Origin of the sequence: Agromyces protaetiae (assembly GCF_030866785.1) — a bacterium.
GTDB classification, from domain to species: Bacteria; Actinomycetota; Actinomycetes; order Actinomycetales; family Microbacteriaceae; genus Agromyces; species Agromyces silvae.
In genome coordinates, this window is record NZ_CP133018.1 from 2948635 (window position 1) to 2972890 (window position 24256).

The 24256-nt window shown below is 70.1% G+C and carries 23 protein-coding genes; 11 read left to right on the forward strand and 12 right to left on the reverse strand.

The features are described from left to right. Nucleotides 1–8 precede the first annotated feature (8 nt). Nucleotides 9–1355 carry a GNAT family N-acetyltransferase gene (locus tag QU602_RS13485; protein ID WP_308796979.1) on the forward strand — a complete coding sequence of 449 codons (1347 nt, stop codon included), beginning with the start codon at nucleotides 9–11 and terminating at the stop codon, nucleotides 1353–1355. A gap of 509 nt (nucleotides 1356–1864) precedes the next feature. Here QU602_RS13485 and QU602_RS13490 read toward each other — a convergent pair. After that, nucleotides 1865–2794 carry a DsbA family protein gene (locus QU602_RS13490; RefSeq protein WP_308796980.1) on the reverse strand — a complete coding sequence of 310 codons (930 nt, stop codon included), beginning with the start codon at nucleotides 2792–2794 and terminating at the stop codon, nucleotides 1865–1867. A gap of 215 nt (nucleotides 2795–3009) precedes the next feature. On the opposite strand from QU602_RS13490, the gene QU602_RS13495 reads away from it, so the two are divergent. Together QU602_RS13495 and QU602_RS13500 are read left to right on the forward strand one after the other, a co-directional pair. After that, complete coding sequence (locus QU602_RS13495) at nucleotides 3010–4110, forward strand: ABC transporter ATP-binding protein (protein ID WP_308796981.1); 1101 nt, start codon at nucleotides 3010–3012, stop codon at nucleotides 4108–4110. 440 nt (nucleotides 4111–4550) lie between these two features. Continuing rightward, nucleotides 4551–5864 carry a DUF4032 domain-containing protein gene (locus QU602_RS13500; RefSeq protein WP_308796982.1) on the forward strand — a complete coding sequence of 438 codons (1314 nt, stop codon included), beginning with the start codon at nucleotides 4551–4553 and terminating at the stop codon, nucleotides 5862–5864. A 128-nt stretch (nucleotides 5865–5992) separates the two neighbouring features. Here QU602_RS13500 and QU602_RS13505 read toward each other — a convergent pair whose 3' ends face one another. The 5 genes from QU602_RS13505 to QU602_RS13525 all read right to left on the reverse strand — a co-directional run bounded on the left by QU602_RS13505 (nucleotide 5993) and on the right by QU602_RS13525 (nucleotide 10951). Continuing rightward, nucleotides 5993–6475 (reverse strand): pyridoxamine 5'-phosphate oxidase family protein, encoded by a 483-nt coding sequence (locus QU602_RS13505; RefSeq protein WP_308796983.1) that lies wholly within the window; start codon nucleotides 6473–6475, stop codon nucleotides 5993–5995. A gap of 177 nt (nucleotides 6476–6652) precedes the next feature. Further along, the gene (rlmB, locus tag QU602_RS13510; RefSeq protein WP_308796984.1) at nucleotides 6653–7675 is read right to left on the reverse strand and encodes a 23S rRNA (guanosine(2251)-2'-O)-methyltransferase RlmB; all 1023 of its coding nucleotides are present in this window, start codon (nucleotides 7673–7675) and stop codon (nucleotides 6653–6655) included. Further along, a complete protein-coding gene (cysS, locus tag QU602_RS13515) occupies nucleotides 7672–9084 on the reverse strand; it encodes a cysteine--tRNA ligase (RefSeq protein ID WP_308796985.1) in 1413 nt (470 codons plus the stop codon). Before cysS ends, rlmB begins: the two co-directional genes overlap by 4 nt. A gap of 61 nt (nucleotides 9085–9145) precedes the next feature. Then, the gene (ispD, locus tag QU602_RS13520; protein WP_308796986.1) at nucleotides 9146–10360 is read right to left on the reverse strand and encodes a 2-C-methyl-D-erythritol 4-phosphate cytidylyltransferase; all 1215 of its coding nucleotides are present in this window, start codon (nucleotides 10358–10360) and stop codon (nucleotides 9146–9148) included. Between the two features lie 108 nt (nucleotides 10361–10468). Continuing rightward, on the reverse strand, nucleotides 10469–10951 hold the full coding sequence (locus tag QU602_RS13525) for a CarD family transcriptional regulator (protein ID WP_308796987.1): 483 nt from the start codon (nucleotides 10949–10951) through the stop codon (nucleotides 10469–10471). 151 nt (nucleotides 10952–11102) lie between these two features. Between QU602_RS13525 and QU602_RS13530 the strand changes: the two genes are divergently transcribed. Beyond that, nucleotides 11103–11561, forward strand: coding sequence for a DNA modification methylase (locus QU602_RS13530; RefSeq protein ID WP_308796988.1), 459 nt, complete (start codon nucleotides 11103–11105; stop codon nucleotides 11559–11561). A gap of 67 nt (nucleotides 11562–11628) precedes the next feature. On the opposite strand, the gene QU602_RS13535 is transcribed toward QU602_RS13530, so the two are convergent. Further along, the gene (locus QU602_RS13535; RefSeq protein ID WP_308796989.1) at nucleotides 11629–12315 is read right to left on the reverse strand and encodes a response regulator transcription factor; all 687 of its coding nucleotides are present in this window, start codon (nucleotides 12313–12315) and stop codon (nucleotides 11629–11631) included. After that, nucleotides 12312–13553 carry a sensor histidine kinase gene (locus tag QU602_RS13540; protein ID WP_308796990.1) on the reverse strand — a complete coding sequence of 414 codons (1242 nt, stop codon included), beginning with the start codon at nucleotides 13551–13553 and terminating at the stop codon, nucleotides 12312–12314. The genes QU602_RS13535 and QU602_RS13540 overlap by 4 nt, the downstream gene beginning before the upstream one ends. A gap of 184 nt (nucleotides 13554–13737) precedes the next feature. Between QU602_RS13540 and phoU the strand changes: the two genes are divergently transcribed. Beyond that, complete coding sequence (gene phoU / locus QU602_RS13545; RefSeq protein ID WP_308796991.1) at nucleotides 13738–14394, forward strand: phosphate signaling complex protein PhoU; 657 nt, start codon at nucleotides 13738–13740, stop codon at nucleotides 14392–14394. Nucleotides 14395–14554: 160 nt separating this feature from the next. Here the strand turns inward: phoU and QU602_RS13550 are convergent, their stop codons facing one another. Beyond that, complete coding sequence (locus QU602_RS13550) at nucleotides 14555–15301, reverse strand: phosphoglyceromutase (RefSeq protein ID WP_308796992.1); 747 nt, start codon at nucleotides 15299–15301, stop codon at nucleotides 14555–14557. Nucleotides 15302–15333: 32 nt separating this feature from the next. Between QU602_RS13550 and QU602_RS13555 the strand changes: the two genes are divergently transcribed. Both QU602_RS13555 and QU602_RS13560 read left to right on the forward strand, forming a co-directional pair. Further along, nucleotides 15334–16143, forward strand: a complete 810-nt coding sequence (locus QU602_RS13555; protein WP_308796993.1) for a class I SAM-dependent methyltransferase — start codon at nucleotides 15334–15336, stop codon at nucleotides 16141–16143. 117 nt (nucleotides 16144–16260) lie between these two features. After that, nucleotides 16261–16737 carry a hypothetical protein gene (locus tag QU602_RS13560; protein ID WP_308796994.1) on the forward strand — a complete coding sequence of 159 codons (477 nt, stop codon included), beginning with the start codon at nucleotides 16261–16263 and terminating at the stop codon, nucleotides 16735–16737. 6 nt (nucleotides 16738–16743) lie between these two features. Here QU602_RS13560 and ygfZ read toward each other — a convergent pair whose 3' ends face one another. From ygfZ to QU602_RS13575, 3 genes are all read right to left on the reverse strand, one after another. Beyond that, a complete protein-coding gene (ygfZ, locus tag QU602_RS13565; protein ID WP_308796995.1) occupies nucleotides 16744–17898 on the reverse strand; it encodes a CAF17-like 4Fe-4S cluster assembly/insertion protein YgfZ in 1155 nt (384 codons plus the stop codon). After that, on the reverse strand, nucleotides 17898–18506 hold the full coding sequence (locus QU602_RS13570; RefSeq protein ID WP_308800179.1) for a nitrobindin family protein: 609 nt from the start codon (nucleotides 18504–18506) through the stop codon (nucleotides 17898–17900). Before QU602_RS13570 ends, ygfZ begins: the two co-directional genes overlap by 1 nt. 160 nt (nucleotides 18507–18666) lie before the next feature. Beyond that, nucleotides 18667–18969 carry a hypothetical protein gene (locus QU602_RS13575; protein ID WP_308796996.1) on the reverse strand — a complete coding sequence of 101 codons (303 nt, stop codon included), beginning with the start codon at nucleotides 18967–18969 and terminating at the stop codon, nucleotides 18667–18669. Nucleotides 18970–19089: 120 nt separating this feature from the next. Between QU602_RS13575 and QU602_RS13580 the strand changes: the two genes are divergently transcribed. The 4 genes from QU602_RS13580 to QU602_RS13595 all read left to right on the forward strand — a co-directional run bounded on the left by QU602_RS13580 (nucleotide 19090) and on the right by QU602_RS13595 (nucleotide 24194). Beyond that, nucleotides 19090–19776 carry a response regulator transcription factor gene (locus tag QU602_RS13580; protein ID WP_308796997.1) on the forward strand — a complete coding sequence of 229 codons (687 nt, stop codon included), beginning with the start codon at nucleotides 19090–19092 and terminating at the stop codon, nucleotides 19774–19776. 45 nt (nucleotides 19777–19821) lie between these two features. Then, nucleotides 19822–21999, forward strand: a complete 2178-nt coding sequence (locus QU602_RS13585) for an RNA degradosome polyphosphate kinase (RefSeq protein WP_308796998.1) — start codon at nucleotides 19822–19824, stop codon at nucleotides 21997–21999. Beyond that, entirely contained in the window at nucleotides 21996–22943 is a 948-nt protein-coding gene (locus QU602_RS13590; protein ID WP_308796999.1) for an NUDIX hydrolase, read from the forward strand. The genes QU602_RS13585 and QU602_RS13590 overlap by 4 nt, the downstream gene beginning before the upstream one ends. Nucleotides 22944–23102: 159 nt before the next feature. Further along, a complete protein-coding gene (locus QU602_RS13595) occupies nucleotides 23103–24194 on the forward strand; it encodes a phosphate ABC transporter substrate-binding protein PstS (RefSeq protein ID WP_308797000.1) in 1092 nt (363 codons plus the stop codon). Nucleotides 24195–24256: the final 62 nt, after the last annotated feature.

Below are 24256 nucleotides of genomic sequence, written 5' to 3' on the forward strand. Positions count from 1 at the left end.
CTGGTCCGGTGCCGTTCGATCTCCGTAGCCTGCCCGTCGATCGCCGCTCCGCGTCACTCCTCGGGAAGCGCGGCCTGACCTATCGTGCCGTCGACCCGGCCGACCGTGTCGAGCTCGACGCCTGGCTGCACGCCGACCAGCGCGGGTTCCACGAGCCCCGCCCGACCGCCGCGGAGCTGGACTTCGAACGCACCGTGTTCGGGGACCGCCGGCTCCTCGGCGTCTACGACGCGACGGCGACCGAACCCGAGATCCCCGTCGCCACGATCTCGGGCTGGCCGACCGGCCTCAGCGTGCCGGGCGACCGCAGCGTCGACGCCTGGGCCGTGAGCTCGGTGACCGTCGCTCCGACGCACCGACGTCGCGGCATCGCACGAGCACTGCTCGAGGCCGAGCTCCGTGCCGCCACCGAGGCTGGTGCCGCCCTCGCCGTGCTCACGGTCACCGAGGCGACGATCTACGGACGGTACGGCTTCGCGCCCGCCGCGCGCAGCGCGACCGTCTCCGTCGACCGGCGGCGCGCCCACTGGAGCGGACCGGATGCCCCGGGCCGGGTCCACCTCGTCGAGCCGGCGTCGCTCCGCGATCTCGCGCCGCAGCTCGCGCGCCGCGCGGTCGCCCGCACGCCGGGTGAGATCGACCGGTGGCCGGGACTCCTCGACCGGGTGCTCGGACTCGTCGAACCCGACGCCGAGCGGTCGCGTCGCGTCCGCGCGATCCGGTACGACGACGAGCGCGGTGAGCCGCAGGGGTTTCTGACGTACCGGGTCACTCGGGAGCCCGATCGACCAGGCGTCTTGCAGACAAACTTCATGGCCGCCGCGACCGACGACGCGGAGCGGGCGCTCTGGCGCACCCTGGTCGAGGTCGACTTCATCGACGAGGTGCGCGCCCTGCTGCGCTCCGTCGACGAGCCGCTGCCGTGGTTGCTCGAGGATCGTCGCGCCGTGACGGTGAGCGACGTCGTCGATCACCTCTGGGTCCGCGTGCTCGATCCGGTCGCCGCGCTGCGTGCACGCCGGTACGGCGCCCCGGGCTCGCTCACGCTCGAGATCGAGGACCCGCTCGGGCACGCCGACGGCACCTTCGAGCTCGAGGTCGCGAGTGACGGGCGCGCCGAGGTCAGCCGGGTCGAGGCGCCCGCCGACGCCCCGGCCGCCGCCGCACGCCGACGCCGCAAAGCAGGCACGCTGCGACTCGGCGTGCGCGAGCTCGGGGCGATCTACCTGGGCGACGTCCGCCCGACGACCCTTCTCCGTGCGGGGACGGTGACCGAGACCGGGCGCGGCGTCGCCGCCCTCGCCGACCGCATCTTCGCCGCCTCCAGGGCCCCACAGCTCAGCATCTGGTTCTGAGCGGCCGGCCTCCGCCCGAAGCATCCGCTCATCACGTCACCAGTCCGAGGCATCCCCTCACCCGCGCCATCCCCTCACCCGAGCCATCCCCTCACCCGCGCCATCCCCTCACCCGCGCCATCCCCTCACCCGCGCCGTCTCCTCAGGCGCCCATTCCCTCACGCCCCCATTCCCTTGCTCAGGAAGATCGCGCACCCAACCGGCGTGTCGGGGCGCGGCACGCCGCAGCCGCACAGATTCTTCCTGCACAGGAAGCGCGCCGTCACGCACACTCCGCGGCCCACTCCCGGCGCCCGCCGGGCCACTCCGTCCACCAACGCGACCGATTCCCTGCTCAGGAAGATCGCGCACCCGACCGGCGTGTCGGGGCCGGGCACGCCGCAGCCGCACAAATTCTTCCTGCAGTGCGAGACCCGCCGCAGTCGCGGGGTCACGTGAGCTGCATCGCGCGCAGCGGACACGAAGAAGGGGCGCCCGGAACGGGTGCCCCTTCGTCGTGTGCCGACCGGTTACGGCGCGGGGGTCGGCGTCGGGGTCGGGGTCGAGTCGTTCGACTCGAGCGAGCTCTCGCTCGCGGCCTGCGTCACGAACGCCTGGAACTCGCTCGCGTCGGTGAGCGAGCCCGAGTAGGACTTGCCGTTCACGAGCACCGTCGGCGTGCCCCGCACGCTCTCGATCTCGGAGTTCGGGATGGGCCCGGCGAGCGCGCGCGCCGTGGAGTCCTGCACCCAGGACTTGAATCGGGTCTCGTCGATGCAGGCCTCAACCTCGCTGAGCGAGGACACCCCGACGTCGGACGCGAGCGCCTTGAGCTCCTGGTTCGACAAGCCGGTCGAGCCTTCGGCCGGCTGGTTCTCGAAGAGGATCGCGTTGAAGTCGAAGAACGACTCGGGCGACTGGTCGGCGACGCACGCCGCGGCGTTCGCGGCCCGGAGCGAGTACTGCGTGCCGGCGGACTTGTTGGAGAGGATCGCGATGGGATGCACCTCGAGCGTGGCCGCCCCGGACTCGACGAGCGTGCGGAGGGTCTCACCGTTGGTCGCTTCGAAATCGCCGCAGAAGGGGCAGAGGTAGTCGACGTAGGTGACGATGTTCGCGACATTGCCGCTGTCGTCCTGCTCGGTGGGAACGGGGTCTTCGCCCGGGTCGAGCGCGGGCGTCTCGACGGCGGTGATGGTGCCGTCGGCGCCGGTCAGCACGATGCCGTCGCTCGCCATGTTGGCCGGGCCCGGGCCGGCAGGCTTCACATTGTTGAAGATGAGCGCGCCGATCAGGGCCGCGACCGCGACGACCACGACGATGACCCCACCCTGAATCAGGACCTTCTTGCGCTTGTCCTTCTTCTTCTGCTGTTCGCGGAGGACCTTGGCCTTCTCCCTGGCCGCCTCTCTGCGATCGTTACGGGTGGGGCGTGGCTGACTGGATCCGCCGTTGCTCATCGATGGTCACTCCGGGACTGTGCTTTTCGGGGGCTCGCTGCTGTGTGGGCGCGCGGAAGTTCGCGTGTGAACGCCCTAACGATAGTAGGTACGGTGTCTGGGAAACACCCAGGTGCACGCCGCATGCCATACTGATGAGGCGTCGATGACGACGCGATCATCCATTCACTACGGATCGTCCGGCACGTACCTGCCGGTGAAGGAGAAGCACAACCATGGCATCAGTCACGTTCGACCAGGCCACCCGCCTCTACCCCGGCGGCACCCGACCGGCCGTCGACAAGCTCGACCTCGAGATCGCCGACGGCGAGTTCCTCGTCCTCGTCGGCCCCTCGGGATGTGGAAAGTCCACGTCGCTCCGCATGCTCGCCGGCCTCGAAGAGGTCAACGAGGGCAACATCTTCATCGGCGACCGCAACGTCACCGACGTGCCGCCGAAAGACCGCGACATCGCCATGGTCTTCCAGAACTACGCGCTGTACCCGCACATGACGGTCGCCGAGAACATGGGCTTCGCGCTCAAGATCGCCGGCGTCAACAAGGATGAGCGCGCCGCGCGCGTCCTCGAGGCGGCGAAGCTCCTCGACCTGGAGCCCTACCTCAGCCGCAAGCCGAAGGCCCTCTCGGGTGGTCAGCGTCAGCGTGTCGCCATGGGCCGCGCGATCGTCCGCCAGCCGCAGGTGTTCCTCATGGACGAGCCACTGTCGAACCTCGACGCGAAGCTCCGTGTGCAGACGCGCACGCAGATCGCGTCGCTGCAGCGCCGTCTCGGCGTCACCACGGTGTACGTCACGCACGACCAGACCGAGGCGCTCACGATGGGCGACCGCATCGCGGTGCTGAAGGACGGCCTGCTCCAGCAGGTCGGCACCCCGCGTGACCTGTACGAGAGCCCCCAGAACGTGTTCGTCGCGGGCTTCATCGGCTCGCCGGCCATGAACCTGTTCCACGCCGACGTGACCGACGGCGGCATCCGGTTCGGCACCGCCGTCGTGCCGGTCGAGCGCCAGGCGCTCGACCACGCGTCGGGCAAGGCCGTCACGGTCGGCGTCCGCCCCGAGGACATCCAGGTCTCGACCACGGCGAGCGAGGGTCTCGCGGTGACCGTCGACCTCGTCGAGGAGCTCGGCGCCGACGGCTACCTGTACGGCCACTCCGAGATCGAGGGCAAGCGCACCGACATCGTCGCGCGCGTCGACGGCCGCATCCACCCGCACGCGGGCGACACGGTCTACCTCACGCCGACGCCGAACCACGTGCACGTGTTCGACGCCGAGTCGGGCGAGCGCCTCGTGGACCGCGTCATCGCCGGCTGAGCGCCGTCACCACACGATCGGATGCCGGTCGGGCCTGCGGGCCCGGCCGGCATCCGTCGTTTTCGAGGGCCGCGGATGCCCCGCCCGCGCGCTCCCCTCCGCACTCGCGTCTTCCCTGCTCAGGAACACGCACACGACACGCCGTAACCACACCGCTGACACGCCGCACCCGGTCGTGGTCTTCCTGAGCAAGGAAACGGAAGGGGAACCGGCGGCCGAGGCATCCACCCGTCTCGCTTGCTTGACTCACTCGCTTGCCCGCACTCCCCCGGGCGCCTCGGCCCAGTTCCCAACGCAGGAACACGCGCGCGACACGCCGCAACCACACCGCTGACACGCCGCACCCGGACGTGATCTTCCTGAGCAAGGAAACGGGAGGGGAACCGGCGACCGAAGGCGGCGAGGCCGCGCACTCCATGAATCCGGATACGCTGAACACGATGAGCGGCTCACTCTCGATCACGTCGGCGATGGCCGACCCCGCACTGCTCGACCTGCCGTGGGACCTCCCCCTCGAGGCTTGGCCGAGCGACACGATCGCGGCGCTGCCGAAGGGCATCTCCCGGCACCTGGTGCGCTTCGCGCACCTCGGCGGGCATGTCGTCGCGATCAAGGAGACGACCGCCGAGATGGCGCGCGGCGAGTACGAGATGCTGCGCACGCTGCAGCGGCTCGAGATTCCTTGCGTCGATCCGGTCGCGGTGATCACGAACCGCACCGACGCCGAGGGCGATGAGCTGAAGCCTGTGCTCGTCACGCGGCACCTTCGATTCTCGCTGCCGTATCGCGCCCTGTTCTCGCAGACGTTGCGCCCCGACACAGCAACCCGCCTCGTCGACGCGCTCGCGGTGCTCCTCGTGCGCCTGCACATCGTGGGCTTCTTCTGGGGCGACGTCTCGCTGTCGAACACGCTGTTCCGGCGTGACGCCGGCGCGTTCGCCGCGTATCTCGTCGACGCGGAGACCGGCAAGCTCTACCAGGGCGGCCTTTCGAACGGGCAGCGCGAGAACGATCTCGAGATCGCGCGGGTGAACATCGCGGGCGAGTTGCTCGACCTCGAGGCCGGCGGCCGGGTGGCCGACGAGCTCGACCCGGTGCGGATCTCGAACGGCATCGTCGACGCCTATCGCAAGCTCTGGGCGGAGCTCACCGAGACCGAGAGCTTCCCGGGCGCGGAACGCTGGCGCATCAACGAGCGCGTCCAGCGGCTCAACGAGCTCGGCTTCGACATCGAAGAGCTCGCGATCAAGACGGATGCCTCGGGCACGACCGTGCGCATCCAGCCGAAGGTCGTGGACGCCGGCCACCATCAGCGACGGCTGTTGCGGCTCACCGGGCTCGACGCGGGCGAGAATCAGGCGCGGCGTCTGCTCAACGACCTCGATTCGTACCGTGCCACGTACGGCAAGGCCGATCTCGATGAGGAGATGGTCGCACACGAGTGGCTCATGCGCGTGTTCGAGCCCGTCGTGCGGGCGATTCCCATGGAGCTCCGCGGCAAGCTCGAACCCGCCGAGGTGTTCCACCAGCTGCTCGAGCATCGCTGGTTCATGGCGCAGAAGGAGGGCCGGGACATCCCGCTCGCCGAGGCCGTGACCAGCTACGTCAACGAGGTGCTTCGACACCGGCGCGACGAGGCGACCATGATCGACCCGCCGACCGGCGCGATCACGACCGCCCTGCCCGTGCTCGAGACGTCCGCGATCCCGGTCGTCGACCCCGACGACGAGGACGACTGGCGCGCCAAGGTCTGACTCCGGCGGCCTCGCGCCGCCCTTCCCTCCTCGCTCCCGCCTCGCTCCCGCGCGTGAGGACGGCATTCGGGGTTGGGAAGCGATTCCCAACCCCGAATGCCGTCCTCACGTGATGTGGCGTCGAGGGGTCAGAATTCGACGACCCGGTTCTCGCCGATGTCGGGCTGTTCCTTGGTGAAGAACGCCTTGGTCGCCTTGGCGGCGGCGACGATGCCGCTTTCGGTCTTCGCCCAGTACTCGGCGCTCTCCGGCAGCACCTCGAGCACCACGATCTCGGGGTCTTCGCGCCCGCCCGGGAACCACGCCTCCGCCGCCGGCCCCCAGAGCTCATCGATCGCGGCGGCGTTGTCCTCGACGAGGCGCGCCGTGCCGGCGAGTGAGAGGTAGCCCGCCTTCGACGCGAACGAGACGTTCACGCGCGGGTTCGTGCGGATCTCCTCGACCTTCGGGCTCGGGTCCTCGATCAGGAACCGGATGGTGCCGTCGAAGCGCTTCTGCAGCACCGCCAGCGGGCGGGCGTGCAGGGAGCCGTCGCCCCCTTCGGTGGTCAGCATGGCCACGTCCGCAGAGGTGACGATGTCGGAAATACGGTCCAGCGCGTCGTTGTCCATGGCTTCGACGCTACGCACCGCACGCCCCGTCGCCGACCCCTTGCCGTCCGCCCCGCCGAGTGTTAACGATCTGCGCCGGGCATGGCCGGATTTCGACATCATTCGGCGCAGATCGTCATCACTCGGCGGCCGGGGCGGGGGCGGGCGGGGCGGGGCGGGGCGGGCGAGGCGGGCGGGTCAGTGGGCGGCGCGGAGCTTGGCGATCTCGTAGAGGGTGACCGATGCGGCGATGCCGGCGTTGAGGGACTCGGTCGCGGAGCTGATCGGGATCGACACGACGGCGTCGCAGGTCTCGGTGACGAGGCGCGAGAGCCCCTTGCCCTCCGAACCCACCACGACGACGATCGGGCGGTCGGCGAACGACAGACCGGGCAGCATGGTGTCGCCGCCGCCGTCGAGACCGAGCACGAACACGCCGCGTTCCTTGAACGCCTTGAGCGTCTGGGTCAGGTTCGACGCCATCGCGACGGGCACGCGGGCCGCCGCGCCGGCCGAGGTCTTCCAGGCACCGGCGTTGACCCCGACGGACCGGCGCTGCGGCACGATGATGCCGTGCCCGCCGAAGGCGGCGGTCGACCGGATGATCGCACCCAGGTTGCGCGGGTCCGTGACGCCGTCGAGCGCGACGAACAACGGCGTCGCGTCATCGGCGAGCACCTCGTCGAGAAGCTCGATCGGGTGGGCGTACTCGTAGGGCGGCACCTTGAGGGCGAGGCCCTGGTGCACGCCGCCCTCGCCGGCGAGCCGGTCGAGCTCGGGCCGCATGACCTCGAGGATCGGGATGCCGCGGTTCGTGGCCATCTTCATCGCCTCGCGGACCCGGTCATCCATCTCGACGCGGGTCGCGACGTACAACGTGGTCGCGGGGATGCGCGTGCGCAACGCCTCGACCACCGAGTTGCGACCCGTCACGATCTCCGACTCGTCGCCCGAGCGCGAGCGGTTCGCGGCACCGGATGCCCCGCGCGGGGCGCCGGAGCCGCCGCGCGACGCGCCGGGACGCCCCTTGCCGCCGGACGCCTTGTACCGCTCTTCGGCCGCCTTGCGCTTGCCGGCGGGGTGCCAGGCCCGGTCCTCCGCCTTGGGCGTCGGCCCTTTGCCCTCGAGCGACTTGCGCCCGTGACCGCCCGTGCCGACCTGCTTGCCCTTGCTGCCCTTGCGCACTGCGCCGGGGCGGCCCTTGCCGCTGCTGCCCTTCATGTGGTGAGGCTCCAATGCGTTCCTGAAGACGAGTCTTCGATCGTGATGCCCGCGTCGGCGAGCTCGGCGCGGATCCGGTCCGCGGCCTGGTAGTCCTTCGCGGCGCGTGCGGCATGGCGGTCTTCGATCCGGCGCTCGACGAGCGCACCGAGAGCGGATGCCGCGGGGCCGGCGTCGCCCGTCGCCCAGTGCGGGTCGCGGGGGTCGATGCCGAGCACGCCGACCATCGCGACGACGTGCCCGTGCGCGGCCGCCGCGTCGTGCAGCTGTTCGGCGTCGAGCGCCTGGTTGCCCGCCCGCACGGTGTCGTGCAGCACGGCGAGTGCCTGCGGCACGCTGAGGTCGTCGTCCATGGCCGCGGCGAACGCGTCGGGCACGACGGGGCTGCCGACGCCGGCGAACCGCGTGCCGGCCAGCCGCCGCTCGACCCGCGCGAGGAACGTGCGGATACGGTCGATCACGGCTTCGGCCTCGGTGACCGACGCGGGGCTGTAGTCCAGCGTCGACCGATAATGTGCGGCGCCGAGCAGATAACGGATGGCGAGCGGTGACCCGAGCTCGAGCAACTCACTCGCGTACACCGAGTTGCCGAGCGACTTCGACATCTTCTGCCCGCCGACGTTCACCAGACCGTTGTGCACCCAGTAGCGGGCGAACGCATCGCCCGCCGCGGTCGTCTGGGCGAGCTCGTTCTCGTGGTGCGGGAAGCGCAGATCGAGGCCACCGCCGTGCACGTCGAACTCGGGCCCGAGGTATCTCGCGGACATCGCGGAGCACTCGATGTGCCAGCCGGGCCGCCCGCCGCCCCAGGGCGAAGCCCAGGAGGCCGACTCGGGCTCGCCGGCCTTGGCGCCCTTCCAGAGCGCGAAGTCGCGCGGGTCGCGCTTCCCGCGCGGGTCCGCATCGGGTGCGGCCTCCATGTGGTCGCGGGATTGCCGTGTGAGTTCGCCGTAGGACGGCCAGCTCGCCGTGTCGAAGTACACATCGCCCGAGGCATCCGGCGCCGCGTAGGCGTGCCCGCGCTCGATGAGGCGCGCGATCAGCGCCTGCATCTGCGAAATGCTCGCGGTCGCGCGCGGCTCGTAGGTGGGCGGCAGGATGCCGAGCGCCCGGTAGCCGGCGGTGAACTCGAGCTCGACGCGGTACGCGAGCGCCCACCACTCCTCACCGGTGACGGCGGCGAGGATCTTGTCATCGATGTCGGTGACGTTCCGGATGAAGGTCACGTCGAACCCGCGATAGCTGAACCAGCGGCGCAGCAGATCGTAGACGAGCGCACTCCGGAGGTGGCCGATGTGCGGGCTCGACTGCACGGTCGGACCGCAGACGTACATGCCGACGTGCCCCTCTCGGAGGGGCACGAAGTCACGCAGGGCCTGCGCCTTGGTGTCGTACAGTCGGAGCGTCACCCGTCAAGCCTAGCGGCGCGGCGCGCGGCGCCGAGCGCGGCGGCGCACGGCGCCGAGCGCGTCAGACCGGGCCGACGACGGCCGTCGCGATCGCGGCGACGCCCTCGCCCCGGCCGGTGAACCCCAGCGCGTCGGTCGTGGTCGCCGACACGCTCACGGGCGCACCGAGCGCCGCACTCAGCACGGACTCGGCTTCGGCGCGGCGCGGCGCGAGCTTGGGGCGGTTGCCGATGACCTGCACGCTCACGTTCCCGATGCGGTACCCGGCACGCTCGACGAGCTCGCGCGCCCGGCCGAGCAGCACGGTGCCGTGCGCGCCCGCGAGCGCCGGGTCATCGGTGCCGAAGATCGAGCCGAGGTCGCCGAGTCCGGCGGCCGCGAGCACCGCGTCGACGATCGCGTGACTCGCCGCATCGCCGTCGCTGTGGCCCGCGAGGCCACGACCGTCCGGCCATTCGAGCCCCGCGACCCACAGCGGTGTGCCGGGATCGTCGCTGAAGGCGTGCACATCCACACCCGTGCCGACGCGCGGCATCGGCGCGGGCGCGCCGGCGACCGGGTTCGCCGCCCGACCCTCGCGCGCGAGCCGATCGTGCACGAGCTGCTCCGCCCGGTGCAGGTCGGCGGGCACGGTGACCTTGAAGGCGCGCGCGTCGCCCGGGACCACGTCGACGGGGAGGCCGATGGATGCCACGAGCGCGGCGTCGTCGGTGAACTCGGCTCCGGCCGTGGCGTAGGCGCGGTCGAGCGCCTCGCGCGGGAAGCCCTGGGGAGTCTGGACGGCCGCGAGCGTGGACCGGTCGACCGTGTCGATCACGCGATGCGACGGGTCGACGCGCTTGATCGTGTCGACCACGTCGAGCGCCGGGATGACGCCGTGTCCGCGCGAGCGCACCGCCTGCACCACCTCGTCGAAGACGAGTGACGGGGTGAGCGGCCGGGCCGCGTCGTGCACGAGCACGGTGTCGACGAGACGCGGCAGCAGCGCGAGGCCGCGGGCCACCGAGTCCTGGCGGCTCACGCCGCCCTCGACCACGTCGAGCGGTGCGCCGGCCGCCTCGGCGACGGGGCCGATCATGGCGCGCGCCGATTCGACCCGCCCCTCAGGGACGACCAGCACGACGTGCGGCGTCTCGTGCATGCCGAGCGCGGCATCCACCGCCAGCTCGAGCATGGTGCGACCGGCCAACGGCACGAACGCCTTCGGCTCGGAGTGGGCCAGTCGTGAGCCGCTCCCGGCGGCGACGATGATCACGGCGACGGTCGATGCACTCACAGTGCGAGCCTATGCCCGATCGCCTGCGGGGTCTCGATGTGATCGCCTACGCTCGGCCCTCGACCAGCGGCCGTGCCGCCGGTCGAGGAACCGAGCGTGGTCGAGCGCTTAGGAGGCCAGCACCTCATCGAGCACGACCGAGGCCTGCTCTTCGTCGGTCTTCTCCGCGAGCGCGAGCTCGGAGATCAGGATCTGACGCGCCTTCGCCAGCATGCGCTTCTCGCCGGCGGAGAGGCCGCGGTCCTGGTCGCGGCGCCAGAGGTCGCGCACGACCTCGGACACCTTGATCACGTCGCCCGAGGCGAGCTTCTCGAGGTTCGCCTTGTAGCGGCGCGACCAGTTGGTGGGCTCCTCGGTGAACGGTGCGCGCAGCACTTCGAAGACACGGTCGAGGCCTTCTTTGCCGATCACGTCGCGAACGCCGACCAGGTCGACGTTCTCGGCCGGAACCTCGATGACGAGGTCGCCCTGGGTGACGTTCAGCTTGAGGTACAGCTTCTCCTCGCCCTTGATAACTCGTTTCTTGACTTCGACGATCTTTGCGGCGCCGTGGTGGGGGTAAACGACGGTCTCGCCAACCTCAAAAAGCATGAATCGGTGTCCTTTCGGCAACTTTCAGGATATCACACCAAGTTCCTGCTAAGGTTCCGCCTCCAGTTCCGGCCATCGCCGTACGCTATGCTCGACACGATCCCGCGCGCCCCGGCCGTTCCGTGCGCGCGCACCCGCACTTGGAGGTTCTGTGAAGGCGCGTCTCGCGGCATCTGCCGCCCTGGCACTCGGCATCGTCGTCGGCGCGAGCGGCTGCTCGATGATCACGTACCAGGCGACCACCGAGGTCTATGACCCGAGCGACGGCGTCGCGGCGAACGTGGGTGATCTCAGCCTGCGCAACATCCTCGTGATCATGGAAGAGGGCGCCGACGAGGGCAACCTCATCTTCACGGTGGCCAACTCGGCCGAGGCCGCCGAGCTCACGGCAGAGCCCGCGAGCGGCGACTCGGTCGTGCTCGAGGTCGGGTCGCGCGAGCAGATCGTGCTCGGCACCGGCGACGAAGACGCGCTCCTGCTCGAGGGCATCGACACCATGCCGGGTGCCATGCTCGACATCTACTTCCACGCCGACGGTGCCGAGGGCGTCGAGATCCGCGTGCCGGTGCTCGACGGGCGACTCCCCGAGTACCGCAAGCTCGTCCCGTAAGCGCTCACGCGCGTATCGAGACCTGGTCAGCGGCCTCGATGGGCGTCGTTCCCCGACCGGATGCGGGCTACGCCTCGAACCGGTACCCGAGTCCGCGCACGGTCACGAGCTGCACCGGGTCCGACGGGGTGCGCTCGATCTTGGACCTGATGCGCTTGATGTGCACGTCGAGCGTCTTGGTGTCCCCGAAGTAGTCGGAGCCCCAGACCCGGTCGATGAGCTGGCCGCGCGTCAGCACCCGGCCGGGGTTGCGCATGAGGAGCTCGAGCAGCTCGAATTCCTTCAGCGGCATCTGCACCGCCGACCCGTCGACCTCGACCGTGTGACGGTCGACGTCCATCCGCACTCGGCCACCCTCGAGCACGGCCTCGTCGTACTCGAGTGCCTCGACGCGACGGCGCAGGACCGCACGGATCCGGGCGAGCAGCTCACGCGTCGAGTACGGCTTCGTGATGTAGTCGTCGGCGCCGAGCTCGAGGCCCACGACGATATCGACCTCGGAGTCCTTGGCCGTCAGCATGATGATCGGCACGCTCGACCGCGTGCGGATCTCACGGCACACCTCCGTGCCGGGAATGCCCGGCAGCATGAGATCGAGCAGCACGAGGTCGGCGCCGTCGCGATCGAACGCGGCGACCGCGTCGCGGCCGTCGGCCGCGACCTCGATCTCGTAGCCCTCGCGCTCGAGCAGGAAGGCGAGCGGCTCGCTCAGTGCGGTCTCGTCTTCAACGAGCAGGATGCGGGTGGTGCTCACTCGGATGCTCCTCCGGTCGGAACGGCCGTGGCGGCCTCGGGTGGGGTGACGGATGCCTCGCCGGCGGCGCCGGCCTCGGTGGTCTCCGCGGCCTGCTCGATCGCCTCGCCCTCATCGGCGATCGGCAACCGGATGGTGAAGGTCGCACCGTGGCCGAGACGCGACCAGACGCGGACATCGCCGCCGAGGTTCTGCGCGGTGTGCTTGACGATACTGAGGCCGAGCCCGCTGCCCCCGGTGTTCCGGGCGCGGGCCTGATCGACGCGATAGAAGCGTTCGAACACCCGCTCGAGGTCTTCCTCGGCCAGCCCGATGCCCTGGTCGGTCACGGCGATCTCGACGATTCCGGCGTCGGCGTCGGTACGGACGCCGAGGCCGACGCGACCGCCGTCGTTCGAGTAGGCGATGGCGTTCGCGACGAGATTGTCGATCGCGACGGTCAGCAGTGCGCGGTCGCCCCAGACCTTGGCGCGACTCTTCGCCTTGATCGCGACCTCGATGTGCTTGGCGCCGGCGAGGACGCGATTGTGCTCGACCGCGGCGCGGCAGGCCTCGTCGACATCGACGAGCTCGTCGGGGCGAAGGGCGTCCCGCGCCTGAAGCCGGGACAGCTCGATCACCTCCTGGGTGATGTGCGCGAGACGGGCGGACTCCACGCCCAGGCGGTTGGCGAAGCGCCGCACCTGCTCGGGCTCGTCGGCCGCCAGATCGATCGCCTCGGAGAGCAGGCTGACCGACGCGATCGGCGTCTTCAGCTCGTGACTGATGTTGGCGACGAAGTCGCGCCGCACCTCGTCGAGCCGATACGCGTCAGTGCGGTCCTCGGCCAGCAGCAGAACGAATCGCGTGCCGAGCCGCGCGATGCGCACCCGGAGCCGCAGCTGCGCGGTGGCGGCGAAGCCGCGTGCGAGCACGAGCTCCTCGTCGGCGGGCTCGCCGGTGCGGCGCACCCCCGCGGCGAGGTCGATGAGCTCGTCGTGCACGAGGCTCTGGCCGCGGATGAGACCCATCGAGAGCGCTCCGGGCGAGGCGCGCAGCACATTGTTGGACGGGTCGAGCACGATCCCCGCCGACTCGAGCACGTCGAGCACCTGATCGATCCCGTCGGGGACGGTGGGTGCGACGACTCGAGCGGCCGCGCTTCCGCGGCGCTCGGCCATGTGCAACACGACCATGAACGCAGCGCCGAGAAAGACGCCGAAGGCCAGCGCGGCGAGCACCAGCCAGGTGGACTCCATGAGGTCCACGATAACGATGCGTGAAGCCCGCCAGCACCACAGTGGCCTCGTACGGCGGTACGTTAGGAAGTGTTCAGGTTCGCGGCACCTGGTGTTCACCGGCCACCGAGAGGATTGCCGGGCCGGACCGAACCGGCGTGCCCGCGCGCAGCGTGCGGGCCTACGAGATCAAAGGATTCGTGTCATGCGTGAGGTGTTCCAGCAGGAACTGCGGGAGGTGCAGGACGGCCTCGTCGAGATCGCCGGCCTCGTCGCCGATTCGATCGAGAAGGCGACTCGGGCGTTCAACGAGTCCGACGTGAGCCTCGCCGAAGAGGTCATCGCGGAGGATCCGCGCATCGACCAGGCGACGGTGGCCCTCGACGAGCTCGCGATCACGATCCTGGCCCGGCAGCAGCCGGTCGCGCGCGACCTCCGCATCGTCGTGAGCGCGCTGCGCATCAGCGCCTCGCTCGAGCGCATGGGCGACATGTCGACGCACATCGCGCAGTTGTCGCGATACCGCTTCCCGGACAAGGTCGTGCCGAAGTCGCTGCGCAGCACCTTCGCCGAGATGGGCCGACTGGATGTCGAGATCGCCCGCAAGCTCGCGCGGCTGCTCGACAACGAGGACGTGCACCTCGCCGAGGAGATCCGCAACGACGACGACAAGATCGACGCGCTGCACCTCAGCGTGTTCGACAAGGTGCTCGGCGAGACCTGGAAGGGCGAGGCGGTCGACACGGTCGACGCGACCCTCGCCAGCCGGTACCACGAGCGGTTCGCCGACCACGCGGTCTCCATCGCGAAGAAGGTCCAGTATCTCGCCACCGGCGACTGGGTGCCCGAGCCCGTCAACTGACGCGCTTCGAACGACAGCACGGGCCGGGAGCGTCGCTCCCGGCCCGTGCTGTCGTTCGTCCTGTCGTTCGTGGCGGACAGCTCCGTGAACGGTCGCGGATGGCGGGTGTTGCTGCGCAACACCCGCCATCCGCGACCGTTCGGCGAGAAGATCGAGTGGGTTACTTCTTGCCCTGCGCGGCGACCGCTGCGGCGCCCGCGGCGGCGGCCTCGGGGTCGAGGTACTCACCGGGCTTCGTCGGCAGGAAGTCGTCGTCGAGCTCGTAGACCAGCGGGATGCCGGTCGGGATGTTGAGCTCGGCGATGTCGTCGTCGCTGATGCCCTCGAGGTGCTTCACCAGTGCGCGCAGCGAGTTGCCGTGGGCGGTGACGAGCACGGTCTTGCCGTCGGCGAGGTCGGGGATGATGTCGCTCTCCCAGTACGGGAGCATGCGCGCGATGACGTCTTTCAGGCACTCGGTGCGCGGCAGTTCGTCGTCGGCGAGGTTCGCGTAGCGCGGATCGCCGACCTGCGAGAACTCGGCGTCGTCCTCGAGCGGCGGCGGCGGCACGTCGAACGAGCGGCGCCAGAGCTGGAACTGCTCTGGCCCGTACTTCTCGAGCGTCTCGGCCTTGTCGAGGCCCTGCAGGGCGCCGTAGTGGCGCTCGTTCAGCCGCCAGGAGCGGCGCACGTCGATCCAGAGCCGGTCGGCCTCCTCGAGGGCGATGTCGGCGGTCTGGATGGCCCTGGTGAGGACCGAGGTGTGCAGCACGTCGGGCAGCACACCCTGTTCGGCCAGCAGCTCACCCGCACGCTTGGCCTCGCCGCGGCCGAGCTCGGAGAGGCGCACGTCGACCCAACCGGTGAACAGGTTCTTCTGATTCCATTCGCTGTTGCCATGACGGAGCAGCACGAGGGTGTGAGGCATGCGTCCAGCCTATGGCCTGCCAGACTTGGGCCATGCCCGTCGGTTCCATCACCCGCGGCACCACGAACACCAATCGCCTCCGCCGTGTCGACCGGTGGATCGCGGTGCATCCCGCGCTGCGCCGCGCCGCCGACCCGCTCGTGGTCGACCTCGGGTACGGGGCGAGCGGGGTGACCGCCTTCGAGCTCGCCGCACGGCTCCGCCGGGTCCGTTCCGACGTCGAGGTCCTCGGCCTCGAGATCGATCCCGCGCGTGTGCGCACCGCGACCGAGCAGCTCGCCGCGGTCCGCGCCGGAGGCACGCCCTTCCCGGCGGACCTGCCCGTGTCCTTCGGCGTCGGCGGCTTCGAGGTGCCGACGCAGGCAGGCCGCAGGCCGGCGGTGATCCGGGCGTTCAATGTGCTGCGGCAATACGACGAGGCATCCGTTCACGACGCGTGGTCGCGCCTGCGCGAACGGCTCGCTCCCGGCGGACTCGTCGTCGAGGGCACCTGCGACGAGCTCGGGCGCATTTCAAGCTGGGTCGGCCTCGAGGCATCCGGACCCGTGACCTTCTCGATCAGCCTGCGCCTGCGCGACCTCGACGCCCCTTCGATCGTCGCCGAGCGCCTGCCGAAGGCGCTCATCCACCGGAACGTGCCGGGCGAACCCGTGCACGCACTGCTCGCCGACCTCGACCGCGCCTGGCGCGTCCACGCGCCGCAGTCGGTCTACGGGCCCAGTCAGCGCTTCATCCGCGTCGCCGAGACCCTCAAGGCCGACGGATGGCCCGTGCACGCCGACGCCCGCCGCTGGCGCCTCGGCGAACTCACCCTCGACTGGCCCGCGGTCGCCCCGAACTGAGTACTCTAATATAGAGGGTGCGACCGGCGCAGTGCTCTTGAGCAGCGGCGCAACCTGTTCCTCAGCCGGCCCAGTCGCCTCCTGAACGGTTCGCCTTCACCGCAGCGAGGGAGACCTATGAACTACGAACCTGGGTGGTCATTCGATCCGGCACAGATCGACGCTGAGCGTATGGCGGCGTTCGACGCACCGCTCTACGTCATCGAGCCCGATGAAGCACCTCGCCTGCTCGGGTGGAGCTGGGAGGTTCACAACGACGAACCGATCTTCGGTGAAGCGGGCTATGTGACCGATACGGGAGGCCCAATTCGCATCCGAACCTGGAAATCAGCCCCCGGCGGAACGCGCGAAGCGATCAACGCGCACCTGGCTGACCTGATCTCGAACGTCGGTGCGGGCGCGGAGTCCATGACAGACGCGAACGACACCACGGTGCTGGTGAACGGGACCTCGGTCACGGCGAGCGCATCCACGCTGGGCCGATTCCTGTTCCTTTCCTTCACCTACGAGGGCCTGCTCATCACCATGGCGCATCCGGTCGCCAGTGCCACGCCCACCCTCACCACACTCGTGCGCGAACCACCGGCCGAGTAGCGGGGACTACGGGCGGTGCACGCCGAGGCGCGGGAGGCGCGGGACGTCGACCGCGGACGCCGCGTCGGCCGGGACGATCTCGACCTGGGCGGCGGCGACGTCGATGCCGTGGCTCTCGACGATGAGCGGCAGATCGGCGGGGACCGCGCGTTTCACGACGGCGAGGGCGATCGGGCCGAGCTCGTGGTGCATCGCGCTCGAGGTGATGCGGCCCACCTGGCGACGCTCGGGCGCCTCGCCCGCCGCCGGCTCGGGACGCGTCTTCTCACCGACGACGACCTCGCCGGGCACCGGCAGCACGGTGTCGCTGCCGTCGAGGTGCAGCAGCACGAGCCGTCGCGGCGGCCGGCCGAGGTTCAGCACCTTGGCGACCGTCTCCTGGCCCTTGTAGCAGCCCTTGCCGAGGTCGACGGCACTGCGCAGCCAGTCGAGCTCGTGCGGGATGGCCTTCTCGTCGACCTCGGTCGCCTGACGCGGGCGCCAGGCCGCGATGCGCAACGCCTCAGCGGCGAGCGCGCCCGCCGCCTCCACGCGGCCGGCCGCGACCGCGGCCGCGGCGTCGGCGAGCGCGGCACGCGGTACGAGGCGTTCCACCCAGCGCCAGTCGGCGGCCGGATGCCCCGCCGCACGCGCGTACTGATGCCCCGACGCCGTTCGCCACGGGTCGACCCAGTCGAGCGCGACGCCGTTCGGAGCACCGGCGGGCACGGCCAGATCGAGCGGCTCGGCGCCCATGGCCCCGAGCACCGCCCAGTCCGCACTGACGTCGGCCACCTCGACGCGCAACATGAACCGCATGCGGTCGAGGAATGCGGCCAGCGCCGACGCATCCGGCCCTTCGACGATGAGCCAGGCGGTCGTGCCGTCGTCGACGACGTGCGCGACGTGTTCGATGTGCCCGTTGGCGTCGAGCAGGAGCGCCTCGGCGCTCTCGCCGGCGGCGAGGCGTGCGAGGGCCTGGCTCGCCATCGAGTGCAACCAGGTGAGCCGGTCGGGGCCGGTGACCGTGACGACGCCGCGGTTCGACAGGTCGACGATGGCGCGGCCGGACTCGAGCCGGCGCTGCTCGACGTTGGGATTGCCGTAATGCGCGGGCACGCCCGCGTCGATGCCCTCAGCGGGCACCGCGCCGGGCCGCGACAGGAACGGCGACGCGCTCATCAGTCGGCCTTCGCGAGCCGCGCGGATGCGTGCGTGCGCAGGTCTTGCCCGAGCGCGGCGACGTCCCACGCCCAGAGCAGGTGCTGGTCGACGAGGCCGTACAAACGGGTCGCGGCGGCGTAGTCCTTCGCGCCGCTCGTGCGCATCACCGCGTCCGTCGCGAGATCGATCCGCGGACCCTTCACCTGGCCGAGGTACAGCTCGCTGACGCCGCCGGGGTGCACGATCTGCACCTCGAGGTCGAACCCGCCGTCGGCGTTGCGGAGCTGCTCGACGTCGTCGGCGGTCGAGTACGTCGGCTCGCCGACCGCGGGCAGCATGGCCGGGCCGGGATCGCCCTCGCCGAGCGGCCGGGCAAGGCGCCAGTACCCGGTCTCCGTCGTGAGCGGACGCGGGTCGCCGCCGGGTTCGGCCGGGAACATCCAGGTGTACGACGTGTAGTTCAGATGCGGGAGCCCGTCATGACTGAACGAGACCCGCTGTCCGAACTCGTGCGTGACCGACTCCTCGCCGATCTTGTAGTCGATGACGCCCGAGCCCTCCCAGACCCCGAGGAGCCAGGAGAGCGGAACCAGCTCGGCCGGGAGGCCGACGGGCAGCTCGATCATCGCCACGGCTGCATCAACGCCTAGCGCTGACCCTTGAACAGTTTGTAGACGACGACGCCGCTGATCCAGGCGATCGCCAGGCTCGCGAGCCCGAGCAGGCCGATGAAGAAGAGTTCGAGGGCGAGCAGCTCTGACATGCTGCCGAGTCTACCCCGGCCCGCTAGGCCAGCGGCGCGAGCAGCAGCGCTGCCAGGCCCACGATGACGGCCGAACCGCCGACCGACGTCCCGGCGCGCGAGACGAACCCTTCCGGGCGCCGTGTGACGAGTTGGGCGACGAGCGTGGTGAGCACCGCCAGACCGAACACGACGGCGAGCGCGCCGTACCGGCCCAGGGCCGAGTCATCCGTCATCCAGGCATCGCCGGCGACCGCGCCGGCGACCACCGCGATCGACCCTGCGAGCGCGACCAGCCAGGCCGCGCCGATCGCGACGCCCGACGCCGTGGACGAACTCGTCTCCATCACTCCCCTGTTCCGCGCCGGGTGTCCGGCGTCCGCCTCGGGCGAGGCATCCGTTCACCGTCCCGTAGTATTGACCGCACCTTACTACTGGAGGCGTGTGACTGCCGAGGAGGTGCTCCCGTGGCGCAGCTGTTGATCCTGTCGCCGGCGGCCGACGAAGACGTCCTCCCCGCTCTTTCGCTCTTGACCCATCGGACGCGTGTGATTCCTGCGTCGCCCGATCAGCTCGTCCGCGCGCCCGAGTCGGACCTCGTGTTCCTCGACGCGCGTACGAACCTCGCGGGCGCGAAGGCGCTCGCCCAGATCCTCCGCACGACCGGGCTGTCAGCACCGCTCGTGCTCATCGTGACCGAGGGCGGCCTGACGGCCGTGACGCCCGACTGGGGCGTCGACGACGTCGTGCTCGAGCAGGCGGGCCCTGCCGAGATCGACGCGCGGATCCGGCTCGCGATCGGGCGTGCGCAGTCGACGCAGCCCTCGGAGCGCATTCAGACGTCCGGCGTGGTGATCGACGAGGCGAGCTACTCGGCGAAGGTGCGCGGCCGGCCGCTCGACCTCACCTACAAGGAGTTCGAGCTGCTGCGCTTCCTCGCGGCGCATCCGTCCCGAGTGTTCACGCGCGAGCAGCTGCTCAGCGAGGTGTGGGGGTACGACTACTTCGGCGGCACCCGCACCGTCGACGTGCACGTGCGGCGGCTGCGCGCGAAGCTCGGCGATCTCGACAGTCTCATCGGCACCGTCCGCAACGTCGGCTACCGGTTCAACGTGCACGACGAGGACGAGCCGTCGCAGGTCGCCTCCCGTTGACCTTCCGGACACCTCCTCGTCGCGGCCCGGTGGCATGATGAGGAGATGACCGACACCCTCGACGACGATCGCACCTCGAGCGACTTCGACGATGATTTCGAGCCGTTCGACGTCGAGGGCGCGCCTGAGCTCCCGACCGAGCGATACCTCGACCGCGAACTCAGCTGGCTCGCGTTCAATCAGCGGGTGCTCGAGCTCGCCGAGGATCCGCGGCTGCCGGTGCTCGAGCGGGCGAACTTCCTCGCCATCTTCGCGTCGAACCTCGACGAGTTCTTCATGGTCCGGGTCGCCGGGCTGAAACGTCGGATCGCGACCGGGCTCGCGGTGCCGACGAACGTCGGCCGCGCCCCGATCGATGTGCTCGAAGACATCTCCAGGGCCGCCCACGAGTTGCAGGAGCGGCACGCGGCGGCGTACCAGCGACTCGTGAAGCCGGCGCTCGCCGAGTCAGGCATCCACGTCGTGGCCTGGGCCGAGCTCGACGAGGCCGAGCAAGAGCACCTGCGCGGCTACTTCTCGCAGCAGATCTTCCCGGTGCTCATGCCGCTCGCCGTCGATCCCGCGCATCCGTTCCCCTACATCTCGGGGCTCTCGCTCAACCTGTCCGTTCGCGTCCGCAACAGCCGGACCGGGCGGCAGGAGTTCGCGCGCGTGAAGGTGCCGCAGATGCTGCCGCGCTTCGTGCAGGTCAGCGCGACCGAGAAGGTCGACGACGTCAGGTACATCGCGCTCGAGGACCTCATCGCGAACCACCTCGGCGACCTGTTCCCCGGCATGGAGATCCTCGACCATCACGTGTTCCGCGTCACCCGCAACGAAGACGTCGAGATCGAGGAGGACGAGACCGAGAACCTGATCAAGGCCCTCGAGAAGGAGCTGCTGCGGCGACGCTTCGGGCCGCCGATCAGGCTCGAGGTCACCGACGACATGGACGACGTGACGCTCGGTCTGCTGGTGCGCGAACTCGACATCTCCGAGCGGGAGGTGTACCGGCTGCCGTCGCCGCTCGACCTCGGTGGGCTGTTCGATCTCGCCCGCATCGACCGGCCCGATCTGCACTTCCCGACCGCCGTGCCGACGACGAACGCACAACTGCAGCCGTCCGAGCCGAACCGGCAGGCCGACATCTTCGAGGCCGTCTCGCGCAAGGACGTGCTGCTGCACCACCCGTACGAGTCGTTCGCGACGAGCGTGCAGGCCTTCCTCGAACAGGCCGCCGCCGACCCCAACGTGCTCGCCATCAAGCAGACCCTCTACCGCACGTCGGGCGACAGCCCGATCGTGGAGGCCCTGATCGACGCGGCCGAGTCCGGCAAGCAGGTGCTCGCCCTCGTCGAGATCAAGGCCCGCTTCGACGAGGCCGCGAACATCACCTGGGCGCGCAAGCTCGAGAAGGCCGGCGTGCACGTCGTGTACGGCCTCGTGGGTCTGAAGACGCACTGCAAGCTCGCGCTCGTGATCCGGCAGGAGCAGGGTCGGCTGCGGCACTACAGCCACATCGGCACGGGCAACTACAACCCGAAGACCAGCCGCATCTACGAGGACCTCGGCCTGCTCACGGCCGACGACCAGGTCGGCAAAGACCTCACCCGGCTCTTCAACGAGCTGTCCGGCTACGCGATCGAGAAGAAGTTCAAGCGGCTCCTCGTCGCGCCGCTGCACCTTCGGAAGGGGCTGCTCAAGCTCATCACCACCGAGACCCGGAACGCGGAGGCCGGTCGCCCGGCCTCCATCCGCATCAAGGTCAACTCGATGGTCGACGAGGCCATCATCGACGCGCTGTATCGGGCCTCGAACGCGGGTGTGCGGGTCGACGTCTGGGTGCGCGGCATCTGCAGTCTCCGGCCCGGGATCCCGGGACTGAGCGAGCACATCAGGGTGCGATCGATCCTCGGCCGCTACCTCGAGCACTCTCGCATCTTCTCCTTCGGCAACGACGGCGACCCGCAGGTGTTCATCGGCTCGGCAGACATGATGCACCGCAACCTCGACCGTCGCGTCGAAGCGCTCATCCGCCTCACCGACCCAGACCACCTGGCCGAGATCGACGCGCTGTTCGACGAGGCGCTCGACCCGCACACGAGCTCGTGGCATCTCGGCGAGGACGGCACCTGGGAACGCCACTCGACCGATGAGGACGGCCGCCCGCTCGTCGACCTGCAGGACCGCATGATGCAGCTGACCGCGCAGCGGGCCAGGCCACGCCCCGGGAAGCGTCGATGACGCGCGCGGTCGAGACGGCGGTCTATGCGGCCGGCGCGGTGTGCTGGCGCGTGATCGACGGAAAGATCCACATCCTCGTGGTGCACCGCACGGTCTACGGCGACGTCACCATCCCGAAGGGCAAGGTGGACCCGGGTGAATCGCTGCCGCAGACCGCGGTGCGCGAGATCGCCGAGGAGACCGGGTTGCAGGTCGCCCTCGGCGTGCCGCTCGGTGAGTCGCGCTACGCCATGCCGAGCGGCCGCGAGAAGGTCGTGCACTATTGGGCGGCCGAGGTCAGCGACCGCGCGGTGCAGCGATCGACCTTCCGGCCGAACGCCGAGATCGCGGCACTCGAGTGGCTCACGATCAAGCAGGCGCGCGGCTATCTCAGCTACGAGCCGGATGTCGCGATCCTCGACGCATTCGCGCGTCTGGTCGACCAGGGCGTCACGAACACGTTCGCGCTGCTCGTCGTGCGGCATGGCAAGGCCGTGGACAAGGGTGGCTGGCAGGGCGAGGACGCGGCGCGTCCGCTCACCGCTCGCGGCGTCGCGCAATCCGTCGCGCTGTCCAACGTGCTCGGGGCGTGGGCCCCGAAGCGCATCGTCTCGAGTCCCGCGGTGCGGTGCGTCTCGACGGTCGCACCGCTGTCGGCCGCGCTCGACATCCCGGTCAAGCGCGACGAGGGCATCAGCCAGCAGGCGTGGGAAGACGGCGAGAGCGAGGTCCGCCGGGTGGTCGGCAAGCGTGTGCGCGTCGGGAAGACCGCGGTGCTCTGCAGCCACAATCCCGTGCTGCCCGCGATCATCCGGGAGATCGGCCTCGCGACCGGTACGCCGCTCGGCGGCTACGTCGAGGACGCCGCCTCGCTCGAGACCGGCGCGTACAGCGTCGTGCATCTGTCGGCGAGCAACCCCAGCTCGGGCATCGTCGCGATCGAGACGCATCCGTCGCTCGCGTAGTCGGGGTCGAGCCGCAGGGCGCACTGGCAAGCAGTCGTTCACTTGCCGTTCACCATCGCGGGGGAAGCTCGTAAGGCGAGCTGCATAGCGTCGCAGGCGGGCCGAGCACCGGCCCGAACCCCCTGCAATCAGACCCCTGAAGGGACACTTCACGTGAACGTGAACGTCAAGCGTTTCGGCGCCCCCGCCGTCATCGCCACCGCCGCTGTGCTCGCGCTCAGCTCCTGCGCCTCGAACGAAGGCAACGCCGCTCCCGAAGAGTCGGCCTCGTCGCTCTCCGGCAACCTCGTCGGCGCCGGCGCGTCGTCGCAGGACGCCGCCCAGCAGGCCTGGATCGCGGGCTTCCAGACCGCGAACCCCGAGGTCACCATCGACTACGACCCCTCGGGCTCCGGCGCGGGTCGCGAGACGTTCCTCGAGGGCGCGAGCGCCTTCGCCGGTTCGGACCGTGCGTTCAACGACGAGGAGATCGCCGAGGGCGGCTTCGCCGCCTGCGCCCCCGACAGCGACCTCGTCGAGCTGCCGCTGTACATCTCGCCGATCGCGGTCATCTTCAACCTCGAGGGCATCGACTCGCTCAACCTCGACGCGGCGACCCTCGCCGGCATCTTCAACGGCACCATCACCACCTGGAACGACCCGGCGATCGCCGGCCAGAACGAGGGTGTCGAGCTGCCCGCCACGGCGATCACGCCGGTGCACCGCTCGGACGACTCGGGCACCACCGAGAACTTCACCGAGTACCTCAACGCCGTCGCGCCCGACGTGTGGACGTGGGAGGCCGACGGTGTGTGGCCGCTCGAGTCCGGTGAGGCCGCTCAGGGCACCTCCGGCCTCGTCGACGCCGTGACCAACGGCACCGGCACCATCGGCTACGCCGACGCCTCGCGCGCCGGCGACCTCGGCACCGTCGCGGTGCAGGTCGGCAGCGAGTACGTCGAGTACTCGCCCGAGGCGGCCGCCGCGATCGTCGACGCGTCGCCGCTCGTGGAGGGCCGCGCCTCGACCGACCTCGCCATCGAGCTCGACCGCACCACCGAAGAGGCCGGCGTCTACCCGATCGTGCTGATCAGCTACCTCATCGGCTGCGCCGAGTACGCCGAGCCCGACAACGTCGAGCTGGTCAAGTCGTACTTCTCGTACATCGCGAGCGAAGAGGGTCAGCAGGCCGGTGCCGAGGCCGCCGGTTCCGCGCCGATCTCGGAGCAGCTGCGCGAGCAGGTCACCGCGGCGATCGACGCCATCAAGTAAACATCCCGGTTGTGCCCGGCCCTGAGATCTGCGTTGATGGATCCTGGGCCGGGCACGGCCAG

What these genes read in the sequence shown, in the direction of transcription:
- QU602_RS13590 (WP_308796999.1), top strand. Translation starts at nt 21,996, where the DNA reads ATGACGCGCGCGGTCGAGACGGCGGTCTATGCGGCCGGCGCGGTGTGC.
- QU602_RS13505 (WP_308796983.1), bottom strand. Translation starts at nt 6,475, where the DNA reads ATGGACAACGACGCGCTGGACCGTATTTCCGACATCGTCACCTCTGCG.
- QU602_RS13495 (WP_308796981.1), top strand. Translation starts at nt 3,010, where the DNA reads ATGGCATCAGTCACGTTCGACCAGGCCACCCGCCTCTACCCCGGCGGC.
- QU602_RS13490 (WP_308796980.1), bottom strand. Translation starts at nt 2,794, where the DNA reads ATGAGCAACGGCGGATCCAGTCAGCCACGCCCCACCCGTAACGATCGC.
- QU602_RS13550 (WP_308796992.1), bottom strand. Translation starts at nt 15,301, where the DNA reads ATGCCTCACACCCTCGTGCTGCTCCGTCATGGCAACAGCGAATGGAAT.
- QU602_RS13555 (WP_308796993.1), top strand. Translation starts at nt 15,334, where the DNA reads ATGCCCGTCGGTTCCATCACCCGCGGCACCACGAACACCAATCGCCTC.
- QU602_RS13575 (WP_308796996.1), bottom strand. Translation starts at nt 18,969, where the DNA reads ATGGAGACGAGTTCGTCCACGGCGTCGGGCGTCGCGATCGGCGCGGCC.
- phoU (WP_308796991.1), top strand. Translation starts at nt 13,738, where the DNA reads ATGCGTGAGGTGTTCCAGCAGGAACTGCGGGAGGTGCAGGACGGCCTC.
- QU602_RS13500 (WP_308796982.1), top strand. Translation starts at nt 4,551, where the DNA reads ATGAGCGGCTCACTCTCGATCACGTCGGCGATGGCCGACCCCGCACTG.
- rlmB (WP_308796984.1), bottom strand. Translation starts at nt 7,675, where the DNA reads ATGAAGGGCAGCAGCGGCAAGGGCCGCCCCGGCGCAGTGCGCAAGGGC.
- QU602_RS13570 (WP_308800179.1), bottom strand. Translation starts at nt 18,506, where the DNA reads ATGATCGAGCTGCCCGTCGGCCTCCCGGCCGAGCTGGTTCCGCTCTCC.
- QU602_RS13560 (WP_308796994.1), top strand. Translation starts at nt 16,261, where the DNA reads ATGAACTACGAACCTGGGTGGTCATTCGATCCGGCACAGATCGACGCT.
- ygfZ (WP_308796995.1), bottom strand. Translation starts at nt 17,898, where the DNA reads ATGAGCGCGTCGCCGTTCCTGTCGCGGCCCGGCGCGGTGCCCGCTGAG.
- QU602_RS13585 (WP_308796998.1), top strand. Translation starts at nt 19,822, where the DNA reads ATGACCGACACCCTCGACGACGATCGCACCTCGAGCGACTTCGACGAT.
- QU602_RS13540 (WP_308796990.1), bottom strand. Translation starts at nt 13,553, where the DNA reads ATGGAGTCCACCTGGCTGGTGCTCGCCGCGCTGGCCTTCGGCGTCTTT.
- QU602_RS13525 (WP_308796987.1), bottom strand. Translation starts at nt 10,951, where the DNA reads ATGCTTTTTGAGGTTGGCGAGACCGTCGTTTACCCCCACCACGGCGCC.